Origin of the sequence: Gordonia abscondita (genome assembly GCF_032711245.1) — a bacterium.
In the GTDB taxonomy this organism is placed as follows: domain Bacteria; phylum Actinomycetota; class Actinomycetes; order Mycobacteriales; family Mycobacteriaceae; genus Gordonia.
Genome location: NZ_CP128986.1, coordinates 699279 through 719544 on the forward strand (window position 1 = coordinate 699279; position 20266 = coordinate 719544).

Below are 20266 nucleotides of genomic sequence, written 5' to 3' on the forward strand. Positions count from 1 at the left end.
CGTCGTTGATCGAGCGGAGTCGCCGATCTCGACTCCGCTCAATCAACAGGTCGCCTGCTCAGCAGCAGTTGGTGGACGAGCAACCGCTCGCAGTGGTCGGCGCGAAGCCGGCGAGCGGGTTCTCGTCGCAGTCGCGGGACGGCGGTCGGGTCATCAGCGTGAGCGGGACTCCGCGCGAGTGATCCTTATTGGCGGTCGGCTTGTTCCGGTCGCCTGCGAGGAGTTCCTCACCGAAGCCCTGCACGCATTCGGGGTCGGGGCCGGCGAGCGGCAGACCAGTGAAAAACTTGGCCGCCATGCAACCGCCGCGGCAGGCGTCGAAGTGCTGACACTTGGTGCATGCGCCCGCATTCTGCGGCTCGCGGAGTTCAGTGAACAGGTCACTGCGCTGCCAAATCTCCTGGAAGCCGCCGTCGGTGGTCGTGATGTTGCCTGCGAGGAAGTTCTCGTGAATCGCGAACGGGCACGCGTACACGTCGCCGATCGGATCGATCAGGCACACCACACGACCGGCGCCGCACAGGTTGAGGCCGGGCAGGCCGCTCCCGCCCGACTCGGAGAATGCGGCCAGATGAAAGAACGAATCGCCGGTCAACACGTTCTCGCCATGCGCGACGAGCCAGTCGTACAGTTCGCGCTGCTGCTCGGGAAGCGGATGCAGGTCGTCCCACACATCGGCTCCACGACCGGACGGACGTAGACGAGTAATGCGCAGCGTCGCACCGAACTTGTCGGCGAGGGCTTTGAACTCGTCAAGCTGGGCGACGTTCTCCCGCGTCATGACGACACTGATCTTGGCGTCGGCGAAGCCTGCGTTCGACAGGTTCTCCAGAGCACGGACCGCCATGTCGAACGACCCCGGCCCGCGGACCGCGTCATTGACCTCAGCGGTCGCACCGTCCAGCGAGATCTGCACGTCGACGTAGTCGGAGGCCGCGAGCCGCTCGGCAACGTCCGGCGTGATCCGCAGGCCGTTGGTCGAGAACTTGACGCCCACCTGGTGGCTCGTCGCGTAGTCGACGAGTTCCCAGAAGTCCGGGCGGACCGTCGGCTCGCCGCCTCCGATGTTCACGTAAAAGACCTGCATGCGCTGCAGTTCGTCGATGATCGCCTTGCACTGCTCGGTGCTCAGCTCGCGCGGGTCCCGCTTGCCCGAACTCGACAGGCAGTGCACGCACGACAGATTGCAGGCGTAGGTCAGTTCCCAGGTCAGACAGATGGGCGCGTCGAGCCCCTTTTCGAACTGATCGACGAGGCGGCCAACTTTCGGCGTCGAATTCGGTTGCGGTTCGAGGCCTAGCGGCGGGGTCATCGACGGCATGACCGGGGATTCAACGGTGGTCACGAGCTCACTCCTGGGTCGGCGGGGATGATCATGCCCGACTCGCAGAGCGCGGTGAGCGCTTGTAGGTACAGCGAGCGGGTGTCGTCGGTGACACCTGCGGCGGCGAGCGCATCGTCAGCACTGGGATGCTCGGCGAGGTCGCGGACGATGCCGACGACGGTCAAATTCTTGAGGAACGACAGCTTGCGCGTTCCGAAGTGGTAGAGCAGCGCACCGAACGGTTCTGGACGCAACGCCACCGAGGGGTTGAGCGTCCAGGCGGCTGCCGGGTCGAAGGCGGGTTGTACGGGCGGGTGCGGCTCGCCCCCGGCGACCGCAGAGCGGTCGCCGGAAGCGATGGTCGTTGCAGTCGTCATCAGTAGACGCCGCACATCCCGTCGATGGACACTTCTTCCACCAGTGACTCGGCGACGAGCTCGTCGTGAGTCTGGGTTGCCTGCTCGGCCATGTGAACCAACCTCCTGAGGTAGATACTTTGTGGTTCACAACACACCGTAATGGCACCGAGTGCATAATTGCTAGCGTTTCCCGAAGATTTGTTCCGCGTAGCATCTCGACCAGCGACAACAGATTCAGGAAAGGAGCCCCGCGTGACCACATCACGGACCGGACCACTCGGCGGCCGCCCCGCGGCGACCACCCGTGGACGCCTCAGCGCGGTGGCCATCGAGTTGTTCACGACACAGGGATTCGACGAGACGAGCGTCGACGACATCGCCTCGGCCGCCGGAATCGCTCGGCGCACACTGTTCCGCTATTACCCGTCGAAGAACTCGCTCGCGTGGGGTGAGTTCGACGATCACCTCCACGGTCTGCACGACCTCCTTGCCGAGACACCCGACGACGTCCCGCTCGGCGAGAGCCTCACACGCGCGCTCGTCCAATTCAACGAGGTCCCCCAGGAGATGATCGAGCAGCACCGGAGTCGCATGGCGCTACTCCTGGGCGTTCCAGCGCTGCAAGCACATTCGATGATTATGTACGCCGATTGGCGACAGGTGATCGCCGAGCACTCCGCCGCCCGCCTCGGCCTGCGAGCGGACGATCACCTCCCGCAGACCATTGCCTGGATGACGCTCGGCACCGCACTCGCCGCCTACGATCAGTGGCTGCTCGACCCGACGTCGAACCTCACCGAACTCCTCCAGACCGGTGGCCGCACCCTAGTCGACGGTGTGGGTTCATTGACCGTGGGAGCGCCGCGCAGTTGACCACCCATCCGGCACCGCGCGAATCCGTCGGACCCACGGAGCGGATCAGTGTCTATGACAGAGTTTCAAGCGCTGATATCCTTATCTAGAACACGTTCTAGTTCCGGCTTCGCGTCGGATGTCCTCGCACAGAGAGCGCACGAATGACCGAACTGACCCCGCACAGCACGCGCAGCGCGATCCTCACAGTCGCCGAGGTTATCGACGAGACCGCCGATGCGCGCAGCATCGTCTTCGACATCCCGGGCAGCCACGCCGACAAGTTCGTCGACTACCTGCCCGGCCAGTTCTTGACGCTCCGCATTCCAAGCGACCAGACCGGCTCGGTGGCCCGCTGCTATTCGCTGTCCTCAGCGGTCAAACACGACAGCCTGCCGAAGGTGACGGTCAAGCGGACACCGGACGGGTACGGCTCCAACTGGATCTGCGACAACCTCGCAGCGGGCGTCCAGATCGAGGCACTCCCGCCGTCCGGCGTGTTCACGCCATCCAACATCCATGCACCCATGCTGCTCATCGCCGCGGGCTCCGGCGTCACTCCGGTGATGTCGATCTTGAAGACAGCGATCGCCGACGGCACCGGACCGGTCACATTCTTCTACGCGAACCGCAGTGAGAACGACGTCATCTTCGCCGCTGAACTGCGCGACCTCCAGGACCGCTATCCCGGCCGCCTCACCGTGATTCACTGGATCGAGACGGTTCAGGGCCTGCCGACGGAGAAGAAACTCGCGACCATATTCGCCCCGATGGCGCGCACGCACAGCGCGTACATCTGCGGCCCCGGCCCGTTCATGGACGCGGTGCACGCGGGTTTGGACAAGGCGAAGTTCGACCACCACAACGTGTACACCGAGATCTACAACTCGCTGGCGGGCGACCCATTCGAGGACGTCGAACTCGGCGAAGTGAGCGAGGAGGAAGCCGCGGCTGCCGCTCAGGTGGAGGTGGAACTCGACGGCGAGACCCACGAGATGTCCTGGCCGCGGTCGCGCACCCTCGTCGACATCATGCTTTCCGCAGGCCTGGACGCGCCATACTCCTGCAAAGAGGGCGAATGCGGTTCGTGCGCGTGCACGCTCCTCGAGGGAACTGTCGACATGGAAGTCACCGGCGCCCTCGATCCGGACGACATCGCGGATGGCTACATTCTCGGTTGCCAGGCCCGTCCGACGTCAGACAAGCTGCGCATCGAATTCTGATTCCCGCATTTCTGACACAGTCGTGTCCGAATCTCGGCCTCGATCTCGCCTAAATCAGACACGACTGTGTCGGAAACGCGAACCGAGTGGGCGCAAGTGGTCGCCGCGGGAGATAAGTTCGGCGAGCAGCGGCCCGACGACGTCCCACTGATAGACCACCTGACGATAGGTGAGTCTAATCGGGTCGTAGCCGACCGCTCGCGCGTGAAGGTCGCGCAAGCGATCGTTCTCGAATGCTTCGGGATCCGCGTGATATGCGAAGCCGTCGACCTCGATGATCATCGACGCGCCGATCAGCAGGTCGACCCGCCCGACTTCTGGAATCTGCGCCTGCGGAGTAATCGTCGCGCCGCAAGTCCGCAGTCGTAGACGGACCATCGTCTCGGTTCCAGACTCGGCGCGCCCATCGCACATGGTGAGCGCACGCATCGCCGCAGGGGACCCGCCGAACAGCGTTTCCAGAGCCGACGGAGTCATCAGCCCCTTATTCAGGACGGACTCGCAGACGACAGCGAAGCCCTCCCGAGACAGGCAGCGCACCGCGTGCAGCAGGGCTGTCGGCAAGTCGTCGACCGCCGCGACCTCGGGTGACTGCCGACCGTAGCGGCGGCACCACGTCGGGTGGGCACGAGCCGTCGCGGCATTTCCACGAACGTGCAACCGATCGGTCGGCAAGACCCATACTCCGTGTAGGCGGAGTGCGGACGCGCAACTCAGCACCCCACCGGCCTTCACCGCACGCACGACCTCGGGCATCGCGCCCTGCGTCGCATACCACCCGTGCCGCAGGCGGACTAAGTCCCCGTCTGCCACCGCGCGCTCGAAATCGCGTCGCGGCAGTCCGCGATCGATCAATTGCCCCCGCGAATAGACCCCCGTGTCCATACCTGGATCATTGTCCGCCTTACGTTGTTTGTCCCCGAGATCACCGATTGTGGCGGGTCATCACCGCATTCGACACCCGGCTAGACTCGGCCCCATGCTTCACGACCGTTTGATGCGCATCCTGTCCGGCATTCTCTTGGCTCCCGGCGTGCTTCATTTCGTCGCTCCGAAGCCGTTCGACTCAATCGTCCCCGATGAGATGCCCGGTTCGAAACGGTTCTGGACGTATGCGTCGGGCGCAGCCGAAGTCAGCATCGGCGCCGCAGTCCTCGTTCCTCGAACGCGCCGCACCGCGGCCGGGCTCGCAGCTGCACTGTTCGTCGTGGTGTTTCCGGCGAACGTCAACATGATCCGGCTCTGGGTCGACAAGAGTCCGCTCCTGAAATCGATCGCGTGGGCCCGTCTGCCCCTGCAGATCCCGATGATCGGCCTGGCCCTCCTCGTTCGCCGCGGCGCGCCCAAGCGCGAGACGGACCAAACCGCCACAGACTGAATCGGGCTCAACGCATCGCGCGGTATCGCGACCGTTCGTCAGAAGCCAGGTGTTCGGCTGCGTACGACAGCGCAGTCCTACCCATCCGTGCCGCATGCGCGTCGAGATAGTCGGTGAGGACAGCACGGTCGACGCGCTTCCCTGTCTCGCGCAGCATCCAACCGAACGCCTTCTGGATCAGGTCGCGGCGGTCGTCGATGACGAGCGGCGCGACGGCGAGGATCGCGTCGGCCCGTCCGGCACGGATGAAGGAGAACGCGCCGATGATCCCGACTCTGCGCTCCCAGAGGTTGTCCGACGACGCCCAGTCGAGCAGTTCGGAGTAGTCGTCGGCGTCGACGAGGAACGCACCCAGGATCGACTCGGCGGAGCAATCGACGAGATCCCAGTTGTCGACGTGGCCCGACCGCACCGCATCCCGGTAGACGTCGACCCAGTGTGCGCGATCGGAACCGCGCGCGGCGGCGAAGTTGACTCCCAGCGTCAACAGCGCGAGTTGTCTGGCCTCGTGTAGCGGAGTCGCAACAAGGTCGGCGAGCACGCCGCCGGGCAGCCCGCGCATCCCTCTCGCGAGCTTGCGCAGCTCCGGTACACGGATGCCGACGAACTCGTCGCCCTCCGCGTACTCGCCCGGCCCCGTCTTGAAAAAGCGGCGCGACCCTGCGGCACGGAACGGGTCGCCGGCCTCTACGAGAGCGGTGACGATGTCAGCGGCCGAGGCCGTCGCGTCGAGCATTCACTGGTCCAACAGCGCAGACACCGGTGTCGGCGTCTGCAGGTACTGCCTCGTCTTCATCAGTTTCCCGACCCGACCCGCGCCGATCACGCCGGTGAGGACGCCGTCCCGGCTGTAGTACGCCAGGAACTTGCGCCCGTCGTCGTCGACGACGTGCACCTCATCGTCTGGACGCGGTGATCCGAGCATCTGGATCTTGAGGCCGAACTGATCGCTCCAGAAGTACGGGACGCTCTGATGGGCGATCGTGTGGCCGAGCAGTTCGGCTGCGACGAGAGCAGCGTGGTCCACGACGTGGTTCCAGTGTTCGACGCGGTGGTGCTCGCCGTGCGCCTCGGTCCAGTTCGCGGCGTCACCGAGCGCGTACACGTCGGGCACATTCGTCCGTCCGACCCCGTCGCACGCGATTCCACCGCCAGCGGATCGGGGCGCGAGTTCGATTCCAGATCCCTCCAGGTAGCCCAGTTCGGGGTAGCCGCCGATGCCTACGACGACGACGTCGGCGTCCACCCGCGACCCGTCGGAGAGCACGACCGCCGATGCGACACCGTCGTCGACGACGATCTCGTCCACGCCGACACCGGTGCGCAGGTCGACGTCGGCCTCGATGTGCAGCCGAGTGATCATCTGCCCCATCCGCGCACCGATCGCCACGGCGAGCGGCGTCGGCGTGGGTTCGATGAGAGTGACCGCGACATCGTGCTTGCGCAGGCTGGCCGCCACCTCGCATCCGATGAACCCAGCGCCGATCACCGCGGCGTGCTTCGCTGTCCCAGCCGCATCACGCAATGCGATCGCGTCGTCGATCGTGCGGATCACGTGCACACCGGACACATCTTCGGCGACGCCCGGGAATCGTCGCGCGACGAGGCCCGTCGCCAGCACCAGCGTCCCGTAGGCGATCTCGCTGCGCTTTCCGTCGTGTTCGACGGTCACGGTGTACGCATCGGGGTTCACCGCGACGACGCGAGTCCCAGTCCGCAAATCGATGTCCTGCTCGGTATAGAACTCGGCAGGTTTGAGATCCACGCGCTCGTCGTCGCCGGTCACGACACTCTTGGACAGGGGCGGACGGTCGTACGGCGGATGCTTCTCCTGACCGAGCAGCACGATGCCGCCCACATATCCGCCGTTACGCAGGTTCTCGGCGAGGCGGACGCCGCCCAGCCCTGCGCCCACAATCACAATGGGGTCATTCACAGGTGTGTCCTTAAGGTCTCGATACTCGAGGCTCGCTCAACACCGCACCGGCCCACACAGCCGACCGGAGATCGGGATCACTGCGGGGACACTGATGTGAGCCGAGCCAACAACCAATGACCTTCGACTCTAGTCATCCACGCCCAACGCGCAATACCCACGTGCGACGGATCCGTATGCGCGCCAACGGCGACGGTCTGCTGGGCGAACACCAGTACCCGGGCCGAGCGGTCGGCGTGCGCGACGGTCGCGGCGTCGGTGACGTCGACCGTCATCGTCGCCCGGGACGCGACCGCCGACGGGAACACGACGTCTGGTCCGCGCAGCGCGTAGTCGGCGGCGAGCGCACCGGTCAGTGACTCCTCGACTCGGTGGCGCGCATCCGCTGTGTCGTCGGGTGCGAACGTCATCAGCTTCCCGACCGCCGCCGCCGCTGCTTCCGCAGGCGCGACATCCGGGCCCGCGGGCTCGCGGTGCGCGTTCACCGCCAGGAGACCGAAGACGGCGGCGACGATCAGCGCACATACGGCGACCGCTGTCCAGAGAGCACGACGTGTCACGAGAGCACCTCCGTGTCGGAGACGAGCCAGCCGTCGTCGACGGGTGTCATCCGCACTCGGACGGTCACCCTGTTGTCTCCTGATGTGCCGCCGACCAGGCTTGGGTCGGTGGCCTGCGCGACGACTATGACATCCACCGAGTCGACGGACGCCGACTCGACTCCTGCCGACACCACACGTCCGTCGGGTCGAACGTCAAGACCACTCACGTAGCCGACGAGGGCGTCGCGGCCGGAGTCGAACCGCTTCCGCTGTTCGCCCGCGCTGTCGTCGCTGATCGCGTCGACGTATCCCTGCGCGTCGGCCGGGTCGGGTGTCAGCATCGTCGTGACGGCCGACGTCGCGTCGGCGACGGCGGCATCGGCGTTCACGTCGTCGGTTGAGAAGAACCCCCACAGTCCCACGCCGAATGCGACGGCCGCGACCACAATCATCGCCACCGCGGCCAGCCGGAGCGCGGCGCGCAGGCGACGGGCCCGCGCGCGTAGCGCGGGCGCCGCCGCGATCCTCGCGCGACGTTCCGCGCGGACGGCGTCGTCGTACTGCTCGCGGGCCTTACGTACACGTACGGGTTCGGTCATCGCAGTTCGTCCATCCCCGTGACCAGCCATCGGCCTTCGACGCGTCGCAGACTCGTCTGCACAGTCCGGTCCGCGGTCTGCGGCGGACCGCGCCGCGAGGTCACCGTCACTCGCGCGACGACGATGGCGGTAGCCGTGTCTTGGTCGATGTCGACGGTCGCGGCATGCTGCGGCTCCCACTCGACGGAAATAACTCCTTCCGCTGGACCGCGCGCCAGTGCGGAGGCCAGCGACGTCGACATGGGGTCGGCGAGGTGTGTCTTCGCGGCCTGCCGGTCATGCCGCCAGGTCTTCTCCGAGACCGAAAAGACGGCCGCGACAGCGTCGGCGGCCTGCTCGGACACCGTGTCGCGGGCGGTGGCTGCGGTCCGCGCATCCGACCGGTGATCCAGTCCGGCGACGCACACGACGAAAGCACCCACCAGGACGACGACCGCGACGGCCACACCGATCAACGTGTTTCGAGTGACCGGTCGTTCGAGTCGACTCTTCACCCGAGCACCTCCACGGCGGCGATCTTCAGTTCGCCGTCTTCGGGCGTCATCAGCACGCGCATGCGGAACGCCGCCGGAGCCGCGTCTTGGCCGGTCGATGTCGCCACCCGCACACTCGCGGCGACGAGCATCAACGCGGAGTCGCCTTCCCGCCTGGCGACACCGACCCCGTCCACCGAGCCGTCTCCGCTCGTCTTCGCTGACTCCACAAACTGGGTGTACGCATCGGCCGACTGTGCGAACGAGTCATGGAATTCGCCGGTCGCCCCCGACAAGATGCGGCCGGCGCGTCCCTGATCTTCGCTGTCGGCCTCCATGAGGAGGCTGACGCGGTCGGCGGTCGCGGATACGTATTCGGCGTCCGAATAGTGGCGCGGCGCGACCGCGTACTGCCACACGGCCAGGCCTGCCAGCGCGACGGCGACGATCGCGAACACGACGGCGAGGCCTTGCTTCCGCCCGACCGACGAGGCGAGGCGCTGCTCGCTCAGGACCGCATCGAGCTCTCGCCGACGAGCCCGCCGTTTGGCGCGGGCGGCCCGCAACCCTGCGAGTTGGCGGTCGGTTGGCATGCGAGCAACACTAATCGGAATGGCTCACCTGACCGATCCGCGTGCTGTAGTCGGCGCGCGCCGACTGATCGGCGTGCAGGAAGATCGTGTCGGTCTTAGCGAACTTCGCCAGTCGACGCTTCAACCCGATCGGAGTCATCGGCATCATGTCGACCCAGCCGAGGGAGGCGGGCGCCGTCGCCCGCGTGCGGCGTGTAGCGATTGTCTTCAGGACTTCACGGCCTACGACGTCGGTGTCGACGGTCTTGACGAATGCGTTGGTCTTCAGTCCCGCCACGAGACCGGTTTTGGTGAAGGACGGGAGGACTGCCGAGACGTGGACGCCGTGGGGCGACAGCTCGAAGTCGAGGGTCTCGGAGAACTCGATGACCCCGGACTTCGCACCGTTGTACACCGACAGTCCGGGCGCGGCGAGACGACCGGCCACGGATGCGATGTTGACGACCTGGCCGCCGCCGCGCGTCGCCATCCTGCGTGCAGCGGCGCGGGTACCGAAGATCACGCCGAGGAAGTCGATCTCGATGGTCCGGCGGATCAGCGCCTCGTCGTAGTCGAGGAACGAACCGACGGGCATGATTCCCGCGTTGTTGACGAGCACGTCGACCGGCCCGACGCGCGCTTCGACGACGTCGAGGAAGTTCTCGAACGAGGCCGCGTCGGTGACGTCGAGTTCGATGCCTTCCACACCGATGCCTTCCACGCCGAGGTCGGCGGCCGCCGCCTCGACGGCGTCAGCGTCGATGTCGCCGAGGGCGACGCGGCCGCCCGCAGCGAGTACCTGTTGAGCGATCTCGAATCCGATTCCGCGTGCGCCACCGGTGATGGCGACGACTTTGCCGGAGACGCCGGCGCGGGTCCGCGCCAGTCGATGTTCGGACGAGAACCGATCGAGGATGGACATGAAGCTCCTTGTCGAGCTGGTGAGGGTGGCGAGTAGCGGCGCGACGGATCAGTAGATCATCGGCGCGAGATAGGTGGCCGCGAGGTGCGACGCGTACGCGACGGTCTGCTTCTCCGGTTCCGCGCTGGGGACTTCGAGGAACGAGATAACCAGGCGCACATGCAGTTCGACGGCTTGCAGCAGTTCGTCTTCGGACATCTCGGCGCCGGCTCGGCGCAGCGTCCCGGCGACCCTAGCGGTCACCATCTCGATGAAAAGAGCGCTGATGGTGGTCGCGGTGATGGAACGCAGTTCGACGTCTTCGAGGACCATGCGACGCAGCAGCGGGTCGGTGTGGACCATCTCGGCGCCAGCGGTGAATGCCGCGACGACGGCGTCCGACGGACCGAGTCCTGCGGTGGCGGTCTCGAGCCGTGCCAGGCCCTTCTCGAAGGCGTCGTTCGCGACGGCCAACAGCAGACTGTCTTTGTTCGGGAACCGCCGGTAGAGCGTCGATCGGCTGACTCCGGCAGTCTTCGCTACCTCGTCGATGTTGGCGCGGCGCGCACCGACCGTCGAGAACTCGTTCGCGGCAGCGGCCAGGATCGCCGCCTCCTGCGCGGACGGAGACGATGTGACTCTGCTCTTCCGTGTGGTTCCCGTCGTCATGAAAGGCGCCGGACCTGGACTGGCAGCTTGTCCTTCGGGACTGGCAGCGCGCTGTAATCCATCGGCATCTCGTAGTCTGCGGGCACTGTCCACTCATAGTTGCGCAGCAAGTGGTGCATGATCGTCTTGATCTCCATCTGACCGAAGTACAGGCCGATGCACTTGTGGACGCCGCCGCCGAACGGAATCCACGCCATCCGGTGCGCCTTGTCTTCTGCGCGGTCGGCCGAGAACCGCTCCGGGTCGAACATGTTCGGGTGAGCGTAGATCTCGGGATCACGGTGATTGGACATCTGCGGCACGACGACCATCGTGCCCTTCGGAATGAAGAAGCCCTGCACCTGGGTGTCTTTGATCGCCATGCGCGGCTGGGCGGGGACGGGCGGGCACATACGCAGCGACTCACGCATCACGACGTCGATGACATCCATCGAGCCGAGGTCGTCGTAGGTGAGGCTCTCGCCGAACTCGAATGCTTGCTCGCGGGCCCGCTGCTGCCATTCGGGGTGCTTGGCCATGTGGAAGGCCATCTGCGTCATGGTGATGGTCGACGTGTCGTGCGCCGCCATGAGAACGAAGATCATGTGGTTGACGACGTCCTCGTCGGTGAACGTGTGCCCGTCGTCGCTCTCCGCGTGGCAGAGCACCGAGAACAGGTCGGGCGTGGCCGTCGCGCGCTTGGCCGCGATGTGCTTGTAGAAAAACTCTTCGAGGATCTTGCGTCCGCGCAGGCCTTTCCACCACCGGCCGCCGGGCACCGGCTTGCGCACGAACGCGACGCCTGCGCGGACGGTGTCGATGAACGCCTTGTTGATGCGGTCGGCTTCGGCCTTGGGCAGTTCGAGACCGAGGAACACTTCGAGCGCGACGTCGAGGGTGATTTGTTTGAGTTCGGTGAACATGCGGACGTCACCGGTCGGGAACCGCTGCATGCGTTCGGTGATCATCGGCTGCATCTCGTCCATGTAGCCCTTGAGGACCTTCGGCGTGAACGCGGCCTGCAGGATGTGCCGGTGGTGGCGGTGCTCGTCGAAGTCGAGGAGCATGACGCCGCGGTTGAAGAATGGGCCGATGAAATAGCTCCAGGCGGGGGCGTTGGCGAACGCCTTCTCTTTGTTCATCAAGATCTCGCTGGCCGCCGCGGGGCCGGCCGCGGTCACCATTCGGACACCGAGCGCGTTGAGCCCCACGACGTTCCCGTAGCGCACCAGTTTGTCGTCGGCGAACTTGAACGGGTCGCGCCGCATGCTGAGCACTTCGAGTACGCCGTTGCGATCGCTCATCGGAATTGGTCGCAGTTCGCTGCCGACCTCCGGCCTCGCGAGAATGTCGGTCATCGCTTCTCTCCCAACCTTCGTGCGATGCCCATAGTGACATCGCTCATACTCATTGGAACAGACTAAGCGATTTGTTTCTAGTCCAGGCTTCTTTCGTGGACCGTTTCAGACCGCCGTCGACCAGATCGGCCACCCAGGCTTGAGAGGTCGTCGGGTCGCGGCGCAGTAGTTGAAGGTGCGGCAACCGAGTTGAGCGCGCGGCACGACCTGTGTGGTGCTCGCCCCTCGCTCAACCAGCGTCGTCGCCGATATCGACGCGCGGCCATCATCCACCGGTGAGCAGGGAGTGACACCGACGCAGCCGGTCATGCCACCACTGCGTGCGTTGCGCCGAGGCGAGCGGCAAGTCGTTCGCCGGCACGACGCTGCGGAGCGCTACATGACCGTCAACGACGGTGAACGGGGCGGCCACATCGCGGCCGAACATCGCGCCGGTCCCCAACCCGCACGCACGGTGCAGTCCCGGCAGCGCCGCTGCGGCGGCGACTCCGGCTGACATGCCGACCGCCGTGTCGAGGGCGCTGGACACGACGACGTCCATCGGCAGCCGAGCCGCGACCTTGAGAAGTGCGCGCATGCCGCCGAGGGGCGCCACCTTGAGCACAGCGATGTCGGCGGCGTCGGCTTTGGCGACCCGCATGGGGTCGGTGGAACGGCGGATCGACTCGTCGGCGGCGATCGGGACCGAGACGGCTCGACGAACCTCGGCCAATTCTTCGACGGTGCGGCACGGCTGCTCGACGTATTCGACGTCGCCGATCGCCGCGATCGCTTCGATTGCCTCCTGGACGGTCCACGCTCCGTTCGCGTCGATTCGTACCGTCCGGACGAGTTCGCGCGCTGCCGCGACTCGGTCGACGTCGTCGGCCAACGACTGGCCGGGTTCAGCGACTTTCACCTTCACCGTCCGCACACCGGGATATCGACTGATGATCTCGGCGACTTCGTCGGCAGGTACCGCGGGAACCGTTGCGTTGACGTCGACGACGTCGCGCACCGGATCGGGCGCACCTAGGTAAGCAGCCTCGATGCCTGCGGCGAGCCACACGCGCGACTCGGCGTCGTCGTACTCGGTGAACGGCGCGAACTCGCCCCATCCCACCGGGCCGGAGAAGATCAGTGCTTCGCGGACTGTGATACCGCGGAACTTGGTGCGCATCGGCAAGGCGACCACTCGCGACGCCGCGATCAGATCATCGGCGGTAGGCATGGTCGGCGGCGGCGCATCCTTCGGCTTCAGACGGAACGTCGTCTTCGGGTCTCGTCGATCGTCGGAGGTGCCGAACGGCGACTGCTTGTTCTTTCCTGACGGCTGCGAGAAGACCATGCCGTCAGGGTAGTTCGTCGTCGACCGACGCGAGACCGGCCCCAGTTTGGCACAAAGTATTCATTTTGTTCCAAAGTAGGGTTACGCTGTCGCCATGACCTCAACTACGGATTTCGACGAGCACGTCCGCGAGGCGGAACCCGCCGTCGTCGACGACGGCGACATCGATTCGCTCGAATTGCGACTCGGCGCCGATTCGCTGGTCTGGAAGTTCTACGGCGACAACCGGGGGCTTCTCGGATTCCAACGGCTGGCAGGCACCGAGAACTGCATCGAGCAGCTCGCGCAGGGTGTGGAAGACCATTCGGTCATCTTCAACGACTTCCTTGGCCGCGCGAAGCGGTCCGGCCCACCGATCATGCGCACCGTGTACTCCGACCGCCCGCATCAATGGGGTCACCGTGTCCGCGACTTCCACCGCGGCATCAAGGGCACCATCAGCGACGGCTCGCGCTACCACGCGCTCAATCCCGAACTGTTCTACTGGGCACACGCGACGTTCGTTGACCAGGTTCTGTTCATCACCGACACGTTCATCCGCCGACTCTCTTACGAGGAGAAGGTGCAGATCTTCGAAGAGAGCAAAGTCTGGTACCAGCTCTACGGTGTCTCGGCGCGCAGCCAACCGCAGACCTACGAAGAGTTCTGCGAGTACTGGGAGTCGATGCTCGATCGCTTCGTACCGACCCGGACCATCACGTACGCGACGGGCTATCTGCGCAAGGGCGTCCCCGGGCCTAAGTGGCTGCCGAAGCCACTGTGGCGTATCGCGTCCGCGCCGCTGAACGGCGCGTTCCACGTCGTGATCGTCGGGACCCTGCCTCAACAGATGCGGGACGTCTGCGATTTGGAGTGGAGCGCTCGCGATCAGCGCAACTTCGACCGGTTCGCTGCGTTCATGCGCAAGATCAATCCACTGATCAACAAACTGCCGGTCAAGGCTCTCTACGTCCCGTGGGCTTACGAGGCGTGGGAGCGGACCGGCATCGATCCGCGCAAGCTATACAACACGTAGTCATCCAGGCTCTGGTACTCGACCCGAGGGGTGCCGCCGGTCTCGTTCAAATCAATCCGCCTCGGAAAGATGAGGTTCCAGCGATGTCCCGTGCACAAACGAGGTGAACTCGGGGGTCAAATCGGTGTGGACGTCTTGAGCGAGACCGATCGAATTGCCGCGTTGGCAATTCGCGGTACGCGGATATCTGATCCGACTCAAGTTCGTGCGGGGCGATCGTCTCTTCACATTTCAGCGGCGGGCGGTCTCCGGGTCCGAGGCATCGGCTGTACTGCCGAATGGCTGCGTGAACACTGAATATGGCGAACACTGGAACCTGCGGGCACCGGAGACGACCGTCCGTTCGACCGGACTTCACAAGGAGAGAGCCATGGCGCACCTCAACCCGTACATCTCGTTCCGGACTAATGCCCGCGACGCGATGGAGTTCTACCGTGAGACCCTCGGCGGGAAACTCGTCGTCACCACCTTTGAAGACTTTCCCGACATGGTCCCCGACCCCAGCGAGCGCACGCTGGTTATGCACGCACAGCTCACCACCGATGACGACCTCGTCCTGATGGCGTCCGACACCCCTAGCGGCATGCCGTATACCGCTCCAACTGGCATCTCCGTATCGTTGACCAGCCCCGACGCCGACGAACTGCGGCGGGTTTGGACTGGACTCTCCGACGGCGGGACGGTGACGATTCCGTTCGACCGAGCCCCGTGGGGCTCGCTCTTCGGCATGTTCACCGATCGCTTTGGCATCGCGTGGATGATCGCGAGCGACGGATAGGTCAGGATTCTCCGATCCGCCGCGCGAATGCTTGCGCGGCGGCTAGATCGTTGGTCGTCGGCGCCCCCTTGTTGACCCCGCCGACGAGGGACAGAGGCCCCATCGTGTCGAGGCCCCGGCAGGCGAACACGTCGTCGGCCACGGTGAAACCGCGCCCGGCCAGCGACGCAACCAGCGTGCGGGAGTACCGACGCAACGGGGTCTCGGGCAGTCCGCTCGTGGAGAACACGAACGCACGGCCTCGCGCGCGGGCATCGAGCCGTTCGATCCGATGTCGCAGTTCGGGCGCGAACGACATCCAATAGATGCCCGAACCCCAGCCGATCAGATCGGCGGCGTCGATCTCCGCGTCGTACACCTCGTCGGGCGCGACCACGCGGGCGTCGAGTGTCGCCGCCATCGCCTCTGCGATCCGACGAGTGTTTCCATGAGACTTCGATTCAACGACGATCAGAGAGTCCATAACCTGATCATCACACGAGTGGAGGCGGCAGAACAGGGTCTCTCACGACAAATGTGCGAGTACCGCGCCGGCGAACTCGTCACAACGATCACGGTGCACGCTGTGCCCTGCGTCGATAGTCAGGAAGTCACCTTCGGGCAGCGCGTCCGCGAGATCCCGCAGATACTGCGGCGGCAAGAAGCTGCGCTGCCCGCCGGACACGACGAGTGTCGGTGCGGTGACCTGCTGCAGACTGCACCACCACGCGGGCTCGGCGACGGCGAACGCCGACATCACCGGATCGCCGAGTGCACGGTCGAACCGCAAGAATGGTCCCGGGTTGGCGACGAGCGCACCGATCCCCCGGATCCTCTCCCCCAGTGTCGCCGACGGCGTGACTTTTTCGGCGAGATCGGAGTCGTCGCGTGGCATCGGTGGAACCTCCTCCAGCACGATCCGGCGTGCGCGTTCGGGCGCGGCGATCGCATATCGCAGCACGGTGTGCGCACCCAACGAGTGTCCGACGAGGTCGACCCGTTCGGCACCGAGTTCGTCGACGACGGCAGCGAGGTCATCGCGGAAGTCATCGAGAAGATACGAGTCCGCAGGCCCGGTCCGTCCATGCCCCCGCATGTCGAAACTAACCACTGTCCGGCCGCGTCCGCGCAATGCGCCGGCAAGCGGCCGCCAGGTCGTGCGGTCTCCGCCCATACCGTGCACCAAAACCACCGGGACGCTGCGCGGGGCGAGCGTCCCCGATACCTGGATCGACAACGACAGGCCGGCACGTGTCAGCGTGCGACGTTGAGACACCATGCCTTCGAGGGTAGACACTCCCGTCAATCGGCCTCCACCCGCACAGCCACGCGCCCTCACGCTGAGCACGAAGAAGCCCCACTCCGAAACGGAGTGGGGCTTCTGGCGAACCTCGGGCTACGAGGTCGGCGTGTACTGCTAGATCACTTCACGCATGATCCGTGATGTCCCGCCAGGCACGCAGAAATCACTTCCGCTAATGCGCCCGGCGGGGAGACATCACTTGATGATCTTGGTGACGCGACCGGCACCGACGGTGCGGCCACCCTCACGGATTGCGTAGCGCAGGCCTTCGTCCATGGCGACCGGCTGGATGAGCTTGACAAGCATCTCCGTGTTGTCGCCCGGCATGACCATCTCGGTGCCCTCGGGGAGGGTAACGACGCCGGTCACGTCCGTGGTGCGGAAGTAGAACTGCGGGCGGTAGTTGTTGAAGAACGGGGTGTGACGGCCACCCTCGTCCTTCGACAGGATGTACGCCTGACCCTCGAACTCCGTGTGCGGAGTCGTGGTGCCCGGCTGCACGATGACCTGGCCGCGCTCGACGTCCTCACGCTTGAGGCCGCGGAGCAGCAGACCGGCGTTGTCGCCGGCCTGTGCCGAGTCAAGGAGCTTGTGGAACATCTCGATACCGGTGACGGTGGTCTTGGTGCTCTTCTCGCGGATGCCGACGATCTCGACCTCAGCGTTGACGTTGATCTCGCCACGCTCGACACGACCGGTGACGACGGTGCCACGACCGGTGATCGTGAAGACGTCCTCAACGGGCATCAGGAACGGCTTGTCGGTCTCGCGGACCGGGTCCGGGATCGACTCGTCGACAGCAGCCATGAGCTTCTGAACCGACTCGACCCACTTGGGGTCGCCCTCGAGCGCCTTGAGCGCCGAGATCGGAACGACCGGTGCGTCCTCGTCGAACTCCTGGGCGGCCAGCAGTTCGCGGACCTCCATCTCGACGAGCTCCATGATTTCTTCGTCGTCGACCATGTCGGCCTTGTTCAGTGCGACGAGGATGTAGGGAACGCCGACCTGGCGGGCCAGGAGGACGTGCTCGCGAGTCTGCGGCATCGGGCCGTCGGTGGCGGCCACGACCAGGATCGCGCCGTCCATCTGGGCGGCACCAGTGATCATGTTCTTGATGTAGTCGGCGTGACCCGGCGCGTCGACGTGAGCGTAGTGACGCTTCTCCGTCTGGTACTCGACGTGGGAGATGTTGATCGTGATACCACGAGCCTTCTCCTCAGGCGCCTTGTCGATCTGATCGAAAGCGAAGCTCTCGTTCAGGTCCGGGTACTGGTCTGCCAGCACCTTGGTGATGGCAGCCGTGGTGGTGGTCTTGCCGTGGTCGACGTGACCGATGGTGCCGATGTTCACGTGCGGCTTGGTCCGCTCGAACTTCGCCTTCGCCACTTGATGTCCTCCTGGACTTCTCTGCGCCACCGGGTGGTTCCCGGTCGACGGTGTATGGGTTCCCTGTACCGATACTCATCTGTACCACTACGGGGAGGCTTCTTACATGGTCCCCGATCGACGGCGGGAGCCGCCGATCGGGGTATTGGTTTGTCCACGCTGGCGTGGTCCGCCAATGGGTTCCGCCAAAACGGCGAACGAGTTCTACTCGCCCGTCGCCTTCGCGATGATCTCCTTCGACACGTTCGCCGGAACTTCAGCGTACGAGTCGAAGACCATGGAGTAGTTGGCACGGCCCTGAGTCTTCGACCGAAGGTCTCCGATGTAGCCGAACATCTCCGACAGCGGGACCTGAGCCTTCACGACTCGAGCACCGCTGCGCTCCTCCATGGCCTGGATCTGACCACGGCGGGAGTTGAGGTCGCCGATGACGTCGCCCATGTAGTCTTCCGGAGTCGTGACCTCGACGGCCATGATCGGCTCCAGGATGACGGGCTGTGCCATCTTCGCAGCCTCTTTGAGGGCCTGCGAACCGGCGATTTTGAAGGCCATCTCCGACGAGTCGACGTCGTGGTACTGACCGTCGAGCAGGGTGACCTTCAGGTTGACCAGCGGGTAGCCGGCCAGCACACCGTACTGCATCGCGTCCTGCGCACCCGCATCCACCGAAGGGATGTACTCGCGCGGGACACGACCGCCGGTGACGCCATTCTTGAACTCGTAGGTCGCGCCTTCTTCGCCGTCGACCAACGGTTCGAGCTTGATGATGACCTTCGCGAACTGGCCCGAGCCACCCGTCTGCTTCTTGTGGGTGAACTCGTGCTTCTCGACGGTCTTGCGGATCGTCTCGCGGTAGGCGACCTGCGGCTTGCCGACGTTCGCCTCAACCTTGAACTCGCGCTTCATGCGGTCGACGAGGATGTCGAGGTGGAGCTCGCCCATGCCGCCGATGACCGTCTGGCCGGTCTCGTCGTCCAGGTTCACCGAGAACGTCGGATCCTCTTCGGCGAGCTTCTGGATCGCGGTGCCCAGCTTCTCCTGGTCGGACTTGGTCTTCGGCTCGATCGAGACGTTGATGACCGGGTCCGGGAAGCTCATCGACTCGAGGACGATCGGAGCACTGGTGTCACACAGGGTGTCACCGGTCGTGGTGTCCTTGAGGCCGATCATCGCGTAGATGTGGCCAGCCACCGCGTCTGGAACCGGGTTCTCCTTGTTGGCGTGCATCTGGAAGAGCTTGCCGATGCGCTCCTTCTTGCCCTTGGTGGCATTCAGGACCTGCGTGCCCGGATCGACGTGGCCCGAGTACACGCGGACGAACGTCAGCTTGCCGAAGAACGGGTGCGACGCGATCTTGAACGCGAGCGCCGAGAACGGCTCGTCCTTCGACGGCTTGCGGGAGATGATCTCTTCCTCGTTGCCGACGACATGTCCCTCGATCTCGCCAATGTCCAGCGGGTTCGGGAGGTAGTCGATGACGGCGTCGAGCATGGGCTGAACGCCCTTGTTCTTGAACGCCGAGCCACAGAGGACCGGGTAGATATCCGAGTTGATCGTCAACTTGCGGATAGCGCCCTTGATCTCGTCGATCGTGAGCTCTTCACCGGAGAAGTACTTCTCCATGAGGGCTTCGTCCGACTCGGCGACCGTCTCGAGCAGCTTCTCGCGGTATTCGGCTGCCTTATCCGCCAGATCCGCGGGGATCTCTTCGATGGTCGGTGCGGCGCCGATCTCGACGGTGCCGCGCCAGGTGATGGCCTTCATCTCGAGCAGGTCGACGACGCCGTCGAAGGCATCCTCGGCACCGATCGGGAGCTGCATGACGAGCGGCTTCGCACCGAGACGATCGATGATCGTCTGCACGGTGAAGTAGAAGTCCGCGCCCATCTTGTCCATCTTGTTGACGAAGCAGATGCGGGGGACGTCGTACTTGGTTGCCTGGCGCCAGACCTGCTCCGACTGAGGCTCGACGCCCTCCTTGCCGTCGAAGACAGCTACGGCGCCGTCGAGGACGCGGAGTGCGCGCTCGACCTCGACCGTGAAGTCGACGTGTCCGGGCGTGTCAATGACGTTGATCTGGTTGTCGGCCCAGAAGCAGGTCACGGCGGCGGAGGTGATGGTGATACCACGCTCCTTCTCCTGCTCCATCCAGTCGGTCGTCGACGCACCGTCGTGGGTTTCACCGATCTTGTAGTTCACACCGGTGTAGTAGAGGATGCGCTCGGTGGTGGTGGTCTTGCCTGCATCGATGTGGGCCATGATGCCGATGTTGCGGACCTTGGTCAGGTCGGTCAGCACTTCCTGTGCCACTTA

23 protein-coding genes are annotated in these 20266 nt (G+C 64.9%); 5 read left to right on the top strand and 18 right to left on the bottom strand.

Annotation, left to right across the window (positions count from 1 at the left end; all coding sequences use genetic code 11):
* Window positions 1-58: 58 nt before the first annotated feature.
* Genes mftC through mftA form a run of 3 tightly spaced genes read right to left on the bottom strand, consistent with a single transcriptional unit; the run spans window position 59 to window position 1793 of the window.
* Window positions 59-1321: a mycofactocin radical SAM maturase gene (gene mftC / locus MP11Mi_RS03200; protein ID WP_420041991.1), complete on the bottom strand. Its 1263-nt coding sequence runs from the start codon at window positions 1319-1321 to the stop codon at window positions 59-61.
* Between the two features lie 20 nt (window positions 1322-1341).
* Window positions 1342-1701: a mycofactocin biosynthesis chaperone MftB gene (mftB, locus tag MP11Mi_RS03205; RefSeq protein ID WP_420040876.1), complete on the bottom strand. Its 360-nt coding sequence runs from the start codon at window positions 1699-1701 to the stop codon at window positions 1342-1344.
* Window positions 1701-1793: a mycofactocin precursor MftA gene (gene mftA / locus MP11Mi_RS03210; protein WP_420040877.1), complete on the bottom strand. Its 93-nt coding sequence runs from the start codon at window positions 1791-1793 to the stop codon at window positions 1701-1703. The genes mftB and mftA overlap by 1 nt, the downstream gene beginning before the upstream one ends.
* A 142-nt stretch (window positions 1794-1935) precedes the next feature.
* Here mftA and mftR point away from each other — a divergent pair, with 142 nt between their 5' ends.
* Window positions 1936-2556, top strand: a complete 621-nt coding sequence (mftR, locus tag MP11Mi_RS03215) for a mycofactocin system transcriptional regulator (RefSeq protein WP_420040878.1) — start codon at window positions 1936-1938, stop codon at window positions 2554-2556.
* Between the two features lie 143 nt (window positions 2557-2699).
* A complete protein-coding gene (locus tag MP11Mi_RS03220; RefSeq protein ID WP_420040879.1) occupies window positions 2700-3758 on the top strand; it encodes a ferredoxin--NADP reductase in 1059 nt (352 codons plus the stop codon).
* 54 nt (window positions 3759-3812) lie between these two features.
* On the opposite strand, the gene MP11Mi_RS03225 is transcribed toward MP11Mi_RS03220, so the two are convergent.
* Window positions 3813-4643: a type IV toxin-antitoxin system AbiEi family antitoxin domain-containing protein gene (locus MP11Mi_RS03225; protein ID WP_420040880.1), complete on the bottom strand. Its 831-nt coding sequence runs from the start codon at window positions 4641-4643 to the stop codon at window positions 3813-3815.
* 94 nt (window positions 4644-4737) lie between these two features.
* Here MP11Mi_RS03225 and MP11Mi_RS03230 point away from each other — a divergent pair, with 94 nt between their 5' ends.
* Entirely contained in the window at window positions 4738-5136 is a 399-nt protein-coding gene (locus tag MP11Mi_RS03230; protein ID WP_420040881.1) for a DoxX family protein, read from the top strand.
* A 7-nt stretch (window positions 5137-5143) separates the two neighbouring features.
* Here the strand turns inward: MP11Mi_RS03230 and MP11Mi_RS03235 are convergent, their stop codons facing one another.
* The 10 genes from MP11Mi_RS03235 to MP11Mi_RS03280 all read right to left on the bottom strand — a co-directional run bounded on the left by MP11Mi_RS03235 (window position 5144) and on the right by MP11Mi_RS03280 (window position 13492).
* Window positions 5144-5872, bottom strand: coding sequence for a DNA alkylation repair protein (locus tag MP11Mi_RS03235; RefSeq protein ID WP_420040882.1), 729 nt, complete (start codon window positions 5870-5872; stop codon window positions 5144-5146).
* The gene (locus tag MP11Mi_RS03240) at window positions 5873-7072 is read right to left on the bottom strand and encodes an NAD(P)/FAD-dependent oxidoreductase (RefSeq protein ID WP_420040883.1); all 1200 of its coding nucleotides are present in this window, start codon (window positions 7070-7072) and stop codon (window positions 5873-5875) included.
* Between the two features lie 77 nt (window positions 7073-7149).
* Window positions 7150-7632, bottom strand: a complete 483-nt coding sequence (locus MP11Mi_RS03245) for a hypothetical protein (protein ID WP_420040884.1) — start codon at window positions 7630-7632, stop codon at window positions 7150-7152.
* Window positions 7629-8213: a hypothetical protein gene (locus MP11Mi_RS03250; RefSeq protein WP_420040885.1), complete on the bottom strand. Its 585-nt coding sequence runs from the start codon at window positions 8211-8213 to the stop codon at window positions 7629-7631. The genes MP11Mi_RS03245 and MP11Mi_RS03250 overlap by 4 nt, the downstream gene beginning before the upstream one ends.
* Window positions 8210-8707 (bottom strand): hypothetical protein, encoded by a 498-nt coding sequence (locus tag MP11Mi_RS03255; RefSeq protein WP_420040886.1) that lies wholly within the window; start codon window positions 8705-8707, stop codon window positions 8210-8212. Before MP11Mi_RS03255 ends, MP11Mi_RS03250 begins: the two co-directional genes overlap by 4 nt.
* Window positions 8704-9279 (bottom strand): hypothetical protein, encoded by a 576-nt coding sequence (locus MP11Mi_RS03260; protein ID WP_420040887.1) that lies wholly within the window; start codon window positions 9277-9279, stop codon window positions 8704-8706. Before MP11Mi_RS03260 ends, MP11Mi_RS03255 begins: the two co-directional genes overlap by 4 nt.
* A 10-nt stretch (window positions 9280-9289) precedes the next feature.
* Window positions 9290-10180 carry an SDR family NAD(P)-dependent oxidoreductase gene (locus MP11Mi_RS03265; RefSeq protein WP_420040888.1) on the bottom strand — a complete coding sequence of 297 codons (891 nt, stop codon included), beginning with the start codon at window positions 10178-10180 and terminating at the stop codon, window positions 9290-9292.
* 48 nt (window positions 10181-10228) lie between these two features.
* Complete coding sequence (locus MP11Mi_RS03270; RefSeq protein WP_420040889.1) at window positions 10229-10828, bottom strand: TetR/AcrR family transcriptional regulator; 600 nt, start codon at window positions 10826-10828, stop codon at window positions 10229-10231.
* A complete protein-coding gene (locus tag MP11Mi_RS03275) occupies window positions 10825-12165 on the bottom strand; it encodes a cytochrome P450 (RefSeq protein WP_420040890.1) in 1341 nt (446 codons plus the stop codon). The genes MP11Mi_RS03270 and MP11Mi_RS03275 overlap by 4 nt, the downstream gene beginning before the upstream one ends.
* A 265-nt stretch (window positions 12166-12430) precedes the next feature.
* On the bottom strand, window positions 12431-13492 hold the full coding sequence (locus tag MP11Mi_RS03280) for an o-succinylbenzoate synthase (protein ID WP_420040891.1): 1062 nt from the start codon (window positions 13490-13492) through the stop codon (window positions 12431-12433).
* Window positions 13493-13586: 94 nt separating this feature from the next.
* Here MP11Mi_RS03280 and MP11Mi_RS03285 point away from each other — a divergent pair, with 94 nt between their 5' ends.
* Both MP11Mi_RS03285 and MP11Mi_RS03290 read left to right on the top strand, forming a co-directional pair.
* The gene (locus MP11Mi_RS03285) at window positions 13587-14507 is read left to right on the top strand and encodes an oxygenase MpaB family protein (protein ID WP_420040892.1); all 921 of its coding nucleotides are present in this window, start codon (window positions 13587-13589) and stop codon (window positions 14505-14507) included.
* 286 nt (window positions 14508-14793) lie between these two features.
* Window positions 14794-15285 (top strand): VOC family protein, encoded by a 492-nt coding sequence (locus MP11Mi_RS03290; RefSeq protein ID WP_420712832.1) that lies wholly within the window; start codon window positions 14794-14796, stop codon window positions 15283-15285.
* A 1-nt stretch (window position 15286) separates the two neighbouring features.
* On the opposite strand, the gene MP11Mi_RS03295 is transcribed toward MP11Mi_RS03290, so the two are convergent.
* The 4 genes from MP11Mi_RS03295 to fusA form a co-directional block, all read right to left on the bottom strand.
* Window positions 15287-15748: a flavodoxin domain-containing protein gene (locus MP11Mi_RS03295; protein WP_420040893.1), complete on the bottom strand. Its 462-nt coding sequence runs from the start codon at window positions 15746-15748 to the stop codon at window positions 15287-15289.
* A 42-nt stretch (window positions 15749-15790) separates the two neighbouring features.
* Window positions 15791-16543: an alpha/beta fold hydrolase gene (locus MP11Mi_RS03300; RefSeq protein ID WP_420040894.1), complete on the bottom strand. Its 753-nt coding sequence runs from the start codon at window positions 16541-16543 to the stop codon at window positions 15791-15793.
* Between the two features lie 219 nt (window positions 16544-16762).
* Window positions 16763-17953, bottom strand: coding sequence for an elongation factor Tu (gene tuf / locus MP11Mi_RS03305; protein ID WP_420040895.1), 1191 nt, complete (start codon window positions 17951-17953; stop codon window positions 16763-16765).
* A gap of 204 nt (window positions 17954-18157) precedes the next feature.
* A complete protein-coding gene (gene fusA, locus MP11Mi_RS03310; protein ID WP_420040896.1) occupies window positions 18158-20263 on the bottom strand; it encodes an elongation factor G in 2106 nt (701 codons plus the stop codon).
* Window positions 20264-20266: the final 3 nt, after the last annotated feature.

What these genes read in the sequence shown, in the direction of transcription:
- mftC (WP_420041991.1), bottom strand. Translation starts at nt 1,321, where the DNA reads ATGCCGTCGATGACCCCGCCGCTAGGCCTCGAACCGCAACCGAATTCG.
- MP11Mi_RS03265 (WP_420040888.1), bottom strand. Translation starts at nt 10,180, where the DNA reads ATGTCCATCCTCGATCGGTTCTCGTCCGAACATCGACTGGCGCGGACC.
- MP11Mi_RS03285 (WP_420040892.1), top strand. Translation starts at nt 13,587, where the DNA reads ATGACCTCAACTACGGATTTCGACGAGCACGTCCGCGAGGCGGAACCC.
- MP11Mi_RS03225 (WP_420040880.1), bottom strand. Translation starts at nt 4,643, where the DNA reads ATGGACACGGGGGTCTATTCGCGGGGGCAATTGATCGATCGCGGACTG.
- MP11Mi_RS03300 (WP_420040894.1), bottom strand. Translation starts at nt 16,543, where the DNA reads ATGGTGTCTCAACGTCGCACGCTGACACGTGCCGGCCTGTCGTTGTCG.
- MP11Mi_RS03270 (WP_420040889.1), bottom strand. Translation starts at nt 10,828, where the DNA reads ATGACGACGGGAACCACACGGAAGAGCAGAGTCACATCGTCTCCGTCC.
- MP11Mi_RS03220 (WP_420040879.1), top strand. Translation starts at nt 2,700, where the DNA reads ATGACCGAACTGACCCCGCACAGCACGCGCAGCGCGATCCTCACAGTC.
- MP11Mi_RS03250 (WP_420040885.1), bottom strand. Translation starts at nt 8,213, where the DNA reads ATGACCGAACCCGTACGTGTACGTAAGGCCCGCGAGCAGTACGACGAC.
- MP11Mi_RS03230 (WP_420040881.1), top strand. Translation starts at nt 4,738, where the DNA reads ATGCTTCACGACCGTTTGATGCGCATCCTGTCCGGCATTCTCTTGGCT.
- MP11Mi_RS03260 (WP_420040887.1), bottom strand. Translation starts at nt 9,279, where the DNA reads ATGCCAACCGACCGCCAACTCGCAGGGTTGCGGGCCGCCCGCGCCAAA.
- mftA (WP_420040877.1), bottom strand. Translation starts at nt 1,793, where the DNA reads ATGGCCGAGCAGGCAACCCAGACTCACGACGAGCTCGTCGCCGAGTCA.
- MP11Mi_RS03235 (WP_420040882.1), bottom strand. Translation starts at nt 5,872, where the DNA reads ATGCTCGACGCGACGGCCTCGGCCGCTGACATCGTCACCGCTCTCGTA.
- MP11Mi_RS03295 (WP_420040893.1), bottom strand. Translation starts at nt 15,748, where the DNA reads ATGGACTCTCTGATCGTCGTTGAATCGAAGTCTCATGGAAACACTCGT.
- MP11Mi_RS03275 (WP_420040890.1), bottom strand. Translation starts at nt 12,165, where the DNA reads ATGACCGACATTCTCGCGAGGCCGGAGGTCGGCAGCGAACTGCGACCA.
- mftB (WP_420040876.1), bottom strand. Translation starts at nt 1,701, where the DNA reads ATGACGACTGCAACGACCATCGCTTCCGGCGACCGCTCTGCGGTCGCC.
- MP11Mi_RS03280 (WP_420040891.1), bottom strand. Translation starts at nt 13,492, where the DNA reads ATGGTCTTCTCGCAGCCGTCAGGAAAGAACAAGCAGTCGCCGTTCGGC.